Annotated in this window: 10 protein-coding genes; 6 read left to right on the top strand and 4 right to left on the bottom strand. The window is 70.9% G+C overall.

Annotation, left to right across the window (positions count from 1 at the left end):
* Nucleotides 1-164: 164 nt before the first annotated feature.
* Nucleotides 165-707 carry a type 1 glutamine amidotransferase domain-containing protein gene (locus ACYVD1_RS03890; protein ID WP_460767806.1) on the bottom strand — a complete coding sequence of 181 codons (543 nt, stop codon included), beginning with the start codon at nt 705-707 and terminating at the stop codon, nt 165-167.
* Nucleotides 708-967: 260 nt separating this feature from the next.
* On the opposite strand from ACYVD1_RS03890, the gene ACYVD1_RS03885 reads away from it, so the two are divergent.
* Complete coding sequence (locus ACYVD1_RS03885; protein WP_460767803.1) at nt 968-1,579, top strand: histidine phosphatase family protein; 612 nt, start codon at nt 968-970, stop codon at nt 1,577-1,579.
* A 1-nt stretch (nt 1,580) separates the two neighbouring features.
* Here ACYVD1_RS03885 and ACYVD1_RS03880 read toward each other — a convergent pair whose 3' ends face one another.
* On the bottom strand, nt 1,581-2,264 hold the full coding sequence (locus tag ACYVD1_RS03880) for a hypothetical protein (protein WP_460767800.1): 684 nt from the start codon (nt 2,262-2,264) through the stop codon (nt 1,581-1,583).
* Nucleotides 2,265-2,602: 338 nt separating this feature from the next.
* Here ACYVD1_RS03880 and tnpB point away from each other — a divergent pair, with 338 nt between their 5' ends.
* A complete protein-coding gene (tnpB, locus tag ACYVD1_RS03875; RefSeq protein ID WP_460767797.1) occupies nt 2,603-4,099 on the top strand; it encodes an IS607 family element RNA-guided endonuclease TnpB in 1,497 nt (498 codons plus the stop codon).
* Nucleotides 4,100-4,167: 68 nt separating this feature from the next.
* On the top strand, nt 4,168-4,293 hold the full coding sequence (locus ACYVD1_RS03870) for a hypothetical protein (RefSeq protein ID WP_460767794.1): 126 nt from the start codon (nt 4,168-4,170) through the stop codon (nt 4,291-4,293).
* A gap of 100 nt (nt 4,294-4,393) precedes the next feature.
* On the opposite strand, the gene ACYVD1_RS03865 is transcribed toward ACYVD1_RS03870, so the two are convergent.
* A complete protein-coding gene (locus tag ACYVD1_RS03865; RefSeq protein WP_460767791.1) occupies nt 4,394-5,053 on the bottom strand; it encodes an ArsR/SmtB family transcription factor in 660 nt (219 codons plus the stop codon).
* Between the two features lie 149 nt (nt 5,054-5,202).
* Here ACYVD1_RS03865 and ACYVD1_RS03860 point away from each other — a divergent pair, with 149 nt between their 5' ends.
* The 3 genes from ACYVD1_RS03860 to ACYVD1_RS03850 all read left to right on the top strand — a co-directional run bounded on the left by ACYVD1_RS03860 (nt 5,203) and on the right by ACYVD1_RS03850 (nt 9,615).
* Nucleotides 5,203-7,554 (top strand): M28 family peptidase, encoded by a 2,352-nt coding sequence (locus ACYVD1_RS03860; protein ID WP_460767788.1) that lies wholly within the window; start codon nt 5,203-5,205, stop codon nt 7,552-7,554.
* A 187-nt stretch (nt 7,555-7,741) separates the two neighbouring features.
* Nucleotides 7,742-8,941 carry a sensor histidine kinase gene (locus ACYVD1_RS03855; protein ID WP_460767785.1) on the top strand — a complete coding sequence of 400 codons (1,200 nt, stop codon included), beginning with the start codon at nt 7,742-7,744 and terminating at the stop codon, nt 8,939-8,941.
* Nucleotides 8,938-9,615 carry a response regulator gene (locus tag ACYVD1_RS03850; RefSeq protein WP_460767782.1) on the top strand — a complete coding sequence of 226 codons (678 nt, stop codon included), beginning with the start codon at nt 8,938-8,940 and terminating at the stop codon, nt 9,613-9,615. Before ACYVD1_RS03855 ends, ACYVD1_RS03850 begins: the two co-directional genes overlap by 4 nt.
* Nucleotides 9,616-9,622: 7 nt before the next feature.
* Here ACYVD1_RS03850 and ACYVD1_RS03845 read toward each other — a convergent pair whose 3' ends face one another.
* Nucleotides 9,623-10,999 (bottom strand): FAD-binding oxidoreductase, encoded by a 1,377-nt coding sequence (locus ACYVD1_RS03845; RefSeq protein WP_460767779.1) that lies wholly within the window; start codon nt 10,997-10,999, stop codon nt 9,623-9,625.
* Nucleotides 11,000-11,150 lie beyond the last annotated feature (151 nt).

Below are 11,150 nucleotides of genomic sequence, written 5' to 3'. Positions count from 1 at the left end.
CCCCGGGCCCCCCCCCCCGCACTTTTCGTCGGCCCGCCCAGGCGTTGGGGAATCTCTTCCTTGCCCCGGCCCGGCCTTCACCCGGGGCCTCCGCGTGCCCATCCGGTCCTCGTCGCCGGACGGGCCCCTGGCCCGGCTGGAGTCATGTCCGGGCCAGGGACGACTCAGGCGGCGAACTCCCGCACGATGCGCGCACAGAACGCGGGCAGGTCGTCCGGGTTGCGGCTGGTGGTAACCCCGTGGTCGGTGACGACCTCCTCCTCCACCACCGTCCCCCCGGCGTTGCGCACGTCGGTGCGGATGCTGGGGTAGGAGGTCAGGGTGCGCCCGCGCACCACGTCGGCCTCCACCAGCAGCCACGGACCGTGGCAGATCGCCGCGACGGGTTTGCCGCGGGCCACGAAGTCGCGTGCGAACCGCACCGCGTCGGCGTCGGACCGCAGGTTGTCGGGGTTGATGGTGCCGCCGGGGACCACCAGCGCGTCGTAGTCGTCGACACCGACCTTGGCCACCTCCCGGTCCACCGCGAAGCGGTCGGCCGGTTCGATGTCGCCGTTCATGGCCTGGATCTCGCCGCCGTGCAGTGAGACCAGGTCTACTGTGGCCCCGGCTTCGACCAGAGCCCGGCGCGGCTGGACCAGCTCCACCTGTTCGACCCCGTCGGCGGCCAGAATGGCCACCCTGCGGCCGGTGAGTGTGTCGACCATGACATCCCCCTCGCGTGGTGCTCACGTGCCGGACCCGTCTGAACGGGCCCCTGCCACGTTGGCGGCCCTACCCGCCAGAGCACCGGTTTTCACGCGCCCGAGCCACGAATGTCGGCGACCGGCGCCCTGACCTGAGCGAACAGCACGGGCCACTTCTGATGCGGCACGCCTTCTCCTCAAGTACCCCGAGTCAGCGCGAACCGCCGCCATGCGCCCGGGATCGGAGAGAGTGCCCGTCTGCGACATGCCAAGGGAGTTCCGTGCCCAGTACCCGCCGCCTGTATCTCGCCCGCCACGCCGAGGCAGATCCGGCCACCGGCTCCTTGACCGCCCGGGGCCGCCGCCAGGCCGACCTCCTCGGTGCCCGGCTGCGCGAGTTCGCTCCTCACACCCTCTGGCACAGCCCGCTGCCTCGCGCTGCCCAGACAGCGCGCCTGGTCGCCGACCGCTCGGAGGGCATCACGCCCGTGGAGCTTCCCGAGGCCGGTGACTACGCGCCCCACATTCCCGAGCGCCACGAACTCCCACCCGCGCATGCCGACGGGATCCTGGACTTCCTGGACCGAGTCCCCGCCGAGGAGCGCTCCCCCGAGCTGGGCCGACGGGCGTTGGAGCTGTTCACCGGACCCGCGGCGGGGGACTCCGAACGGCGCGAGGCGGTCATCACCCATGCCTACCTGGTGGGGTGGCTGGTGGGTGCCGCCATGGAGGCCCCGCCCTGGCGGTGGTTGAGCGTGGGCGCGTCCAACGCCGGGCTGACGGTCATCCGGTACACGCCCGGGAGACCGGCCTCGCTGACGGTGCTGAACGACCTCGGGCACTTGCCGCCAGAGCTGCGCTGGACGGGTTTCCCGCCGGAGCTGTGCCCCTGAGTCAGCCCGGGGTTGCCTCCCACACCTGGCCGGGGACCTGATCCAGAAGGTCGATGAGGTGATCGGCCGATGCCACCATGGCTTCGGGGTCCAGCTTGGTGGCGTTCCAGGTCAGGATGTGGTCACCGGTGAAGCGGAACGGTACGCGGGCCTCGGGCCGATCCAGCAACCAGGCCCGCAGGTCGGGGCCGAGTACAGCCAGGGCGAAGGCGTCGTCGTCGGCCGCGATGCGGAAGGTGTCGTCGAAGGCCTTCTCGCCCACCTGCAGGTCGTGTACGCCCAGCAGCCCGAGCAGGGTGTGGCCGAAGTGCTCGGCCTTGACCTCCAGCACGGGGGTGTGCGGGGTGGTCACCGTAACGATGCTGTGGTGGTGCGTGGTGGTGGTCGTGCCCTGACCGGTGGAGGTCGTGGTGGTGTAGGTGTACTCGAAGGCCAGCACGCGGTGGCCGCGGTGGTCCGCACAGAGCACGTGCTTGGCCTTGGCGTTGGAGCGGCCCCGCCGGAAGGGGGTCCCGCTGAACCGGTCGGCCAGCTCGGGGCGTTCGCGGTCGTAGTTCCAGCCCCGGTCGCGCGCCCAGGCCACCAGGGACGCCACCCGCTCCCGTTCGGCGGCCGACTGCATCACGGCGACCGCGATGCAGATGATGACAACGACGGCCATGAGGGCGATGGCGCCACCAGACATGGGGAACACTTCCTCTCGGTGCGGCTCTCCACCAGTTGAGACGCGCCTCCTACCGCTCCCGGTTCCGACGACTTTCCGTGCTCCGGCCGTCTGTGGCGGAAGAAAAGCCTTGTGGTGCAGGGGTTGTGAGCTGTTCGGGGTTCCCTCAGCCACCCTCCACCCCGGTCAACACACAGCACTACGGCCGCAGGCCGCCGTTGAAGAGCCAGGCACTCAGGTCGGTTCGCCCTAGAGAAATAATCAGGGGAGTTCGCTGATTCCCCCCACACGGTCCCGCCCGTCCCGCTAACGTCTTTCTCGAACGTGTGAACGAGACACCAGGGAAGGGGGTGGAACCCGTGGCCGAGACCGCCCCACACCAGGACGAACAACAATCAGAAGGTAAGAAGAAGCGTGGGTTCGAGCCCCGCCCCGGGCATGTGGTCCAGGCCTTCACTTTCGCTCTGGACCCGGGGGTCGAGGCCGAGCAGCGGCTGCGCTCGCACTGCGGAGGGGCCCGGACGGCCTTCAACTGGGCCTGCAACCACGTCCTGGCCACCTGGGACCAACGTAAGGCCGAGGCCTCCTACGGGGTTGCTGAGTCTGAGCGTACCCCGTGGCGGTCCTGGTCGCTGCCCGCCCTGCGGCGGGCGTTCAACGCCACCAAACGCCAGGATCCCCGGTTCGCCACCTGGTGGGCCGACAACTCCAAGGAGGCCTACAACACCGGCCTAGCGAACGCGGCGGCTGCCTTTGACGGCTACTCGGCCTCCAAACGCGGCGATCGCAAGGGTCCGAGGGTGGGGGTGCCGCGGCCCAAGTCCAAGCACCGGGCGCCGCTGTCGTGCCGCTTCACCACCGGCACCATCCGGTGCGAAGACACCCGGCGCCACGTCATGCTGCCGGTGGTGGTGCGGGTGCGCACCCATGAGTCCACCCGCAAACTCCACCGCCGCCTGGCCAACGGCACCGCGCGCATCCTCTCGGCCACGGTCTCGCACCGGCGGGGGCGGTGGCAGGTGGCCTTCCAGGTCGAGATCGAGCGCGCCCCCACCACTCCGGCCCGGCCGGAGGGGGTGGCCGGGGTGGACCTGGGGGTCAAGTCCCTGGCGGTGGTCGCCGACAACGACGGGCGGGTGTGGCAGGTGGCCAACCCCAGCCATTTGGAGGGGGCACTGACCGACCTGCGCCGGGCCTGCCGGAGGGTGTCCCTGAGGCAGGGCCCGGACCGGCGCACCGGGCGCCCTCCCTCGAAGCGGTGGGTCAAGGCCAACCGGGCCCGCAACAGGGTGCACCACCGGGTGGCCAACCTGCGCACCGACGCGCTGCACCACCTGACCACTGCGTTGGCGGGCGAGTACGGCACTCTGGTGGTGGAGGATCTGAACGTGGCCGGGATGGTGAAGAACCGGCGTCTGGCCCGGCGTATCGCTGATGCGGGGTTCGGGCAGATCCGCCGCCAGCTGGACTACAAAACCACCTGGAATGGCGGGCGCTTGGTGGTGGCCGACCGGTGGTTCGCCAGTAGTAAGACCTGCTCGGGGTGCGGGGCGACGAAAGCCAAGTTGGCGGTGCACGTGCGGGTGTTCGACTGCGATGAGTGTCCCCTGGTGTTGGATCGGGACGTCAACGCAGCGCGCAACCTCGCCGCCTTGGCGGCGCAGGTGGGCAGTACCGGTACCGGAGTGGCCGGGGACCGGGGAGCGAGGGCTCTGAAGGCCCGTGGAGCCGACCGTAGGACCCGCACTACCCGCACCCGCCGCGGGGCGGGTGCGGGGCGGGCCGGTGGCGCAAGACCGCGAAGGCGGAAGGAATCGGGACACCGTCGTCAGGACACCCAGCTGAGGTTGTGGTGACACCGTCACGGACCTTTCGTGCACACATGCACGGGATGCTGATGTTTGCCTAAGACATCAGCAACGGTATGGAGCTGGTCGAGCCGGGTGTGGTGCCCGCGCTGGAGTGGCGCCGGGGCACCATCGACGTCTGCACGGGGGACGGGGTGCCCACCGCCGCCGACGAGTACTGCGGACTGGCCCGCACGCGTTAAACGCGGCGTGGGGTCATGGTCGATGGTTCGGCGCCCATGACCCCTGGACCGGGCTGGGGCCCCGACGGCCGGGCATGCCTGTCGGGACGCTCGCGGCGTCTCAGCGCTCGGTGGGTTCTCGTGCGGCTGCCGCGGCCCCCTTCTCCGAGCCGGGCTCGTCGCCCACTTGGCCCGGCTCCGGCTCCTCTACCGGGTTCTCCGTCGGCGCGGGGAAGGCCAGGAACCTGGTCAGCACTACCCGAGCACCCTCGGAGGCCTCTTCCGCAGGGCGGTCATAGGACTGCATGAGGGCGATGTAGTCCTCGAAGAACGCCAGCAACTCCTCGGGGTTGACCCTGATCTGCCCGCGCGAGTAGGGGAAGGCATCCGTCCAGAACCCCGGCCCCTGGGCTTCCCGCTGGGCGCGGCGGAACTGCTCGATGTCGTACTCGTAGGCGATGTCCTCGATCGCGTCCATCGCCGCACGCATGCCCTCGTCCTGCTCACTGCGCAGCGGGAAGCGGATGTCTTGGTGGGCAACGCGCCACCAGCGCTCACGGCCGTGTGCGTGTTCGGGGGCCTCGACGACGAAACCGTGCCTGGCCAGCTCACGCAGGTGGTAGCTCGTGGCCCCGGTGTTCAGGTCCAGGTCCCGGGCCAGGCGCGCCGATGTCGCCGGCCCGTTGCGGCCCAGGTGGTCGATGATGCGTTGCCGACGCGGGTGGGCCAGTGCCTTGAGGGCCGCCAAGTCGGTGACCTTATGCGGTCCGAGCGATTCCATGGCGTAACGCTAGGTCTCGGCCGGTAGGGCAAGCAACTCCGCTCCGGGTGGTGCAGGCACGCCTCCTCGGCCATGACCGGGAAACCCGCTTGCACAAAAAACTGTGCACAGATTATTGTGCACACATTGGACCCGACCTGGAGCCCCCCATGCAGCAGCAGACGCACCCACCCGGACTCAGAGCCAGCGCCCTCGTCGCCCTGGCACTCATCGCCGCCCTGATCGCCGGCGCGGTCATCACCCACCGCCCACCGCCCGAACCCGCCACACCCACCGCCGACGCCTTCGACACCCAGCGCGCCATGGACCACCTGGACGAGATCGCCCAGGAGGCCAGCCCCATCGGCAGCGCCGCCAACGACCGCAACCGCGACTACCTGCAACGGCAACTCCAGGAACTGGGTCTGGAGACCGAGGTCCACAGCGCCGTGGGCGCCCGCGCCTTCGGTGATCAGGTCGTCTCCGGCCTGGCCCACAACGTCGTCGCCACCGTCCCGGGCACCGACCCCACCGGGCAGCTCGTGCTTGCCGCGCACTACGACTCCACACCCACCACCCCCGGAGCCAGCGACGACAAGATGAGCGTCGCGGTCATCCTGGAGATCGCCCGCCACCTGGCCGAGGGCGCACCGCCCCGCAACGACATCGTGCTCCTGCTCAGCGACGGCGAGGAACCCGGACTCATCGGGGCCGAGGCCTTCGCCGAGCACCACCCCGCCACCGAACAAGGTGGTGTCCTCATCAACCTGGAGGGCCCCGGCAACTCCGGCCCCTCCGTCCTGTACAACACCTCAGCCGACAACGCCGCCCTGGTCGACCTGCACGCCAGTGCCGCACCCCACCCCGCCGGCGAATCGGCCATGGCCAGTGTGTACGAGCTCATGCCCGCCAACAGCGACTTCACCACGCTGACCGAACACGGGTTCACCGGACTGGAGTACGGCCCCCTGGACGGGCGCGTGTACTACCACCACCCGCGCGACACCGTCGAGGCCCTGGACCGCGACACCCTCCACCAGCACGGAGCCAACACCCTGGCCCTGACCCGCGAACTCGTGGACACCGACCTGGCCCGATCGAAAGCCGACACCAGCGCCACCTACTTCACCGTGGCCGGAACAGTCGTGCACTACCCGGGCACACTGGTCTGGCCGCTGGCCCTGATCGCCACCCTGGCCGTGGCCGCACTGGGCCTGATGAGCCGCCTCACCGGCACCGCGACCACACCCCGCCTGCTGGCGGCCGCCGCCACCGGCATCGTTCCCCTACTCGGTGCCCTCGGGGCGGGGTGGGCGCTCTGGCAGGCCCTGACCCTGATCCGCCCCGAGTACGGCGACCTTCTGCCCGCCGACCCCTCCTACCGGCCCGAGCTCTACCGCTTCGCCGTGCTCGCGGTCGTCGTGGCCGTGGTCTGGGCCTGGCACCTGCTGGCCCGGCGCTGGTTCGGCGCTCAGGCGAGCGCGGTGGGTGTCCTGTTCTGGCCCGCCCTGTTCGGTGTGGCCATGGCCGCCCTGGCCCCCGGCGCCGCCTACGTGGGTACCCTGCCCGCCCTCGCAGCAGCCCTTGCGGGGATGGCCGCCCTGGCCATCGGTCCGGCACGCCCCAGGTGGCGGCTGGCGGCCCTGGCCACGGGCATCGTGCCCGGCGCGGCCCTGGCCGCCCTCACCGGCTACCTGTTCGCCGCTGCCGTGGGCATGGACATGGGTACCCCCATCGCCGCACTGGGTTTCAGCATGGCCGCGGTGCTCACCCTGCCCTTGCTGGAGGCGGCCCTGCCCGGCCCCGGCGCTCGCGCACGAAAGCGCGTGCTGGCGCCGCTGACCGCACTGGCCACCGCCGCCGCACTGGCCGCAACGGGCCTGGTCGTGGACCGTTACGACGACGACCACCCGCGCATGGCACACCTGGTACACATCACCGACGCCGACACCGGCACCGCCCAGTGGGCCAGCTACAACACCGCCCCCAGCGCGTGGGTGCAGGACTACGTCTCCCAGGAACAGACCCACGAGGACAGCGGCCTCACCGTGCCGCGCGGAGTCTGGTTCGAACAGGTGGGCCCGGCACCCGACCTCCAGGAGCCAGCACCGGAGATCGAAGTGGACGAGGTGCGCACCCAGGACGGCGACACCGTCATGGACCTGACCCTGCGCTCGCACCGCGACGCCTTCGCCCTGGTCCTGCACCTGGACCGCAGGATCACCGACGGCACGCTCCAGGTCCCCGACCTGCCCCAGAGCCAACTGCCCGCGCTGGAGCCCACCGACGACACCCAGGACCTGCCCTACGAGGTCCACTTCTACAACCCACCCGAGGAGGGCCTGGCCATGACCGTGCACGTGGAGGGCACCGACCGGCCCGAGCTCGCCGTCTCCGACGCCACGCTGGGTCTGGAGGACATCCCCGGCTTCGAGCCCCGACCCTACGACGTCGACCTCGCACCCTCCCTCGGCGTCATCGGCAGCGACACCGCAGTCATCACCCGCGCCCACCACTGGTAGAGCCCGCTGGCAGAACGGTCCCGGCCAGGTGTGCGGCCCGCGCGCACCCGGCCGGGACCGCCCCTGGCGCGTGCCGAGGGCCCTGAGGCCTGGGCCCCCGACGAAGGTCGCACCCACCGCGGCCTCGCCACCGACCTTCGTCGTGAACCACCCCCGCGCACGCACCCGCCGCCCTAGGCTGAATCCCATGCGACTCGGCCTGCCCCCTCCCGACCGGCACACCCTGCTTGACCTGTTCACCGTCGGCGTCAGTGCCCTGATGGGAGTCGCTCTGGCCCTGGCCGTGCCCCACGACGCACCCGTGACGGCCGAAGCGCTCCTCACCGCCTGCCTGCTGCTCTCCGCAACCCTGCTGTGGCGGCGCACCGCACCCCTGACCGTTCTGTGGATCACCACCGCCGCGGGCCTGCTCGCCATCGCCACCGCCCTGACCGCCGGTCCCCTCTTCGGCACCGAAGGCGCAGCCCACACCGTGGCCTGGTTCCCGCCCACAGCACCCTTCGCCGCCTACGCCGCCGCCACACGCCGCCCACTCGACCCCGTCTTCTGGATCTCGCTGTCCGCCCTGTCCCTGGCCTGCCTCCTGGCCGCCGACCCCACCACCATCAGCGGCACCGGGGTACGCACCCTCCTGTTCGCGGACCTGGCCGCCACCCTCGGCCTGTACCTGGCCACCCACCAACGCCTGGTCGCGGCCCTGCGCGAACGGGCCCAGCGCGCCGAGAACGAACAGCACCTGATGGCCGAGCGCGCCCGCGGGGAAGAACGCGCGCGCCTGGCCACCGAGATGCACGACATCGTCTCCCACCGGGTCAGCCTCATGGTGCTCCAGGCCGGGGCCCTGCGCGTGACCGCCCCCGACGACACCGTCCGCTCCACAGCCGAGGAACTTCGCGCCACCGGCCACCGCGCCTTGGGCGAACTCCGCGACCTCACCGGTGTCCTCTCCCAAGGCGGCGACCTCGACCCCCTCACCGACCCCGACCCCCTCCCCCTGGTCGAGGACGCCCGCGCCACAGGAACCCCCGTCGACCTCGACACCCAGGGCGACCCCGCACTGGCCTCACCCCTGGTCGCCGCCACCGTGGCCCGCGTCCTCCAAGAAGCCCTGACCAACACCCGCAAACACGCACCCGGGGCGCGGGTTCGGGTACAACTCAGCTACACGCCCACCGCGATCCACGTCCGGGTCCACAACGGCGCACCCACCGGCGCACCCGACCCCGACCTGGTCGCCTCCGGATCAAGCTGCGGCCTGGACGGTCTGCGCCGCCGGGCCGAACTCCTGGGCGGCGCCCTGACCGCCCGCCCCACCGACACAGGAGGGTTCGAGACCGCCGCCACACTCCCCAGCCACGTCCCCGTCACCGAAAGAACCGGCCGTTGACCACCGAACCCGCACACCCGCTCCGCGTCCTGGTCGTGGACGACGACCCCCTGGTCTGCGCCCACTTGCGCACCATCCTGGGCGCGGACCCCCACGTCACCGTCGTCGACCAGGCCCACGACGGACAGGCCGCCGTCGAGGCGGCCCGCAGCCACACACCCGACCTCGTCCTGATGGACCTGCGCATGCCCGTCCGCGACGGCATCAGCGCGACGGAGGAGATCGCCACCCTGCCCCACCCACCCGTCGTGGTCGCCCTGACCACCTTCGACGCCGACGAGTACGTCCTTCGTGCCCTGCGCGCCGGCGCGGCCGGGTTCCTCCTCAAATCCACACCCCCCGAAGAGCTCACCTCGCTGCTCCGGGTCGCCGCCCTCGGCCACACGGTGATGTCGCCCGAGGCCACCCGCCGCCTGCTCACCCACGCCCACACCGACCACAGCGCCCGACTGGACCGCGACACCCTCGTCGCTGGACTCACCGAACGCGAAACCGAGGTCCTGGCCTGCCTGGGAGCGGGCATGAGCAACAGCCAGACCGCCCGACAGCTCTTCCTGAGCGAGGCCACCGTCAAGGGCCACGTCTCCCGACTGTTGGACAAACTCAGCTGCGACAACCGCACCCAGGCCGGGCTCCTCGCTCACGAGGCGGGTCTGGACCGGAAGTCAACGTGACCCGGCCCTACACGAAGACCTTGCCCGGGTTGAAGATGCCCCGCGGGTCCAACGCCCCCTTGACCGCCCGGTGCATCTGGAGCACCTGCGGGCCCAGCTCATCGGCGGCGCCGCGCATCTTGAGCAAACCCACCCCGTGCTCGCCGGTCACCGTGCCGCCCATCGCCAGCGCCTCGTCCACGATCGCCTCGAAGGCCTGCTTGGCCCGCTTCTTGGCCGCCTCGTCACCGGCGGGCACGATGAACAGCGGGTGCAGGTTGCCGTCACCGGCGTGCGCGATATTGCCGATCTTGGTCTCGAAGCGCTCCCCCGCCGCCTCGATCGCCGCCAACATCTCCGGCACTCTGCCCTTGGGCACGCACACGTCCTCGGTCAGCAACGGACCCAGGCGCTCCAGCGCCGGGTAGGCCAGGCGGCGCGCCTGGAAAAGGGCCTCGGCCTCCTCACCGTCGGTGGAGCGCACCGCGTACACCGCCTTCTCCTGCTCGAAGCACTCCAGGATCCGGTCGGCCTCCTCCTGGCCCGAAGCACCCGGCGAGTCGCTCCTAGCCAACAACAGCACCTCGCCCTCCGCGGACAGGCCCATGTTCTTCCACTCGTCCACAGCCAGCAGACAGAACCGGTCGATGAGTTCCAGGGCCGAGGGAACGATGCCCGCGGCCGAGACCGCGGCGACAGCGCGCCCCGCGTCCAGCAACGAGTCGAAATAGCCCACCACGGTGTGCTCCACGCCCCTGCGCAGCGGCACCAACCGCAAGGTCACCTCGGTGACCAGGCCCAACGTTCCCTCCGAACCCACCATGAGCCCGGCCAAGTCGTAGCCGGTCACACCTTTGGCGGTGGTCTTGCCCAGGCGCACCACCTCGCCGGAACCCACGACCGCCTCCATGCCCAGCACGTAGTCACGGGTGACCCCGTACTTGACGCAGCACAGCCCACCGGCGTTGGTGGCCACGTTCCCGCCGATGGTCGACCACGGCGCCGAGGCCGGGTCCGGCGGGTACCACAGCCCGTCCTGGGCGACCCGCTCACGCAGGTCGTCATTGACCACGCCCGGCTGCACCGTCACGGTCTGCTGCACGGGGTCGACCTCCAGGACGCGGTCCATCCGCTCGAAGGAGACCACCACCCACCCCGACTCGGAGTTGGCCGCACCCGACAGTCCCGTCCCGGCACCCCGCCCCACCACGGGCACGCCCCGATCGGCGCAGATCCGCACCACCTCGGCCACGTCGGCGGTCCCGCGAGGACGCACCACCGCGGCCGGTCCACCGTAGGGCGCCCACTCGGCCTCGTCGTGGGCGTAGCCCTCCGTCACGGCGGAATCGGTAACCACCTGATCCGCACCGATCGCGACCCTCAACTCCTCGGCGACCCCGGACATGGACGACTCCTCCCTCACCGGCACCGACAGCCCGTTGCGTCCGTGCTGCCAGCACACTAAACCCGGGCCTTCACCACGCACACACCCGAGTCGGACAAAACAGCATTTCCGGGGCGCGCGATGTTAGCGTAAACCCTGGTCATCGGCCAAA

The sequence above is a fragment of the Nocardiopsis nanhaiensis genome (assembly GCF_054778635.1).
This window is presented reverse-complemented; position numbering and strand designations above follow the sequence as displayed.

Excerpts from the sequence above, each read along its gene's own strand:
- ACYVD1_RS03880 (WP_460767800.1), bottom strand. The coding sequence starts at position 2,264 with ATGTCTGGTGGCGCCATCGCCCTCATGGCCGTCGTTGTCATCATCTGC.
- ACYVD1_RS03890 (WP_460767806.1), bottom strand. The coding sequence starts at position 707 with ATGGTCGACACACTCACCGGCCGCAGGGTGGCCATTCTGGCCGCCGAC.
- ACYVD1_RS03845 (WP_460767779.1), bottom strand. The coding sequence starts at position 10,999 with ATGTCCGGGGTCGCCGAGGAGTTGAGGGTCGCGATCGGTGCGGATCAG.
- ACYVD1_RS03860 (WP_460767788.1), top strand. The coding sequence starts at position 5,203 with ATGCAGCAGCAGACGCACCCACCCGGACTCAGAGCCAGCGCCCTCGTC.
- ACYVD1_RS03865 (WP_460767791.1), bottom strand. The coding sequence starts at position 5,053 with ATGGAATCGCTCGGACCGCATAAGGTCACCGACTTGGCGGCCCTCAAG.
- ACYVD1_RS03855 (WP_460767785.1), top strand. The coding sequence starts at position 7,742 with ATGCGACTCGGCCTGCCCCCTCCCGACCGGCACACCCTGCTTGACCTG.
- ACYVD1_RS03870 (WP_460767794.1), top strand. The coding sequence starts at position 4,168 with ATGGAGCTGGTCGAGCCGGGTGTGGTGCCCGCGCTGGAGTGGCGCCGG.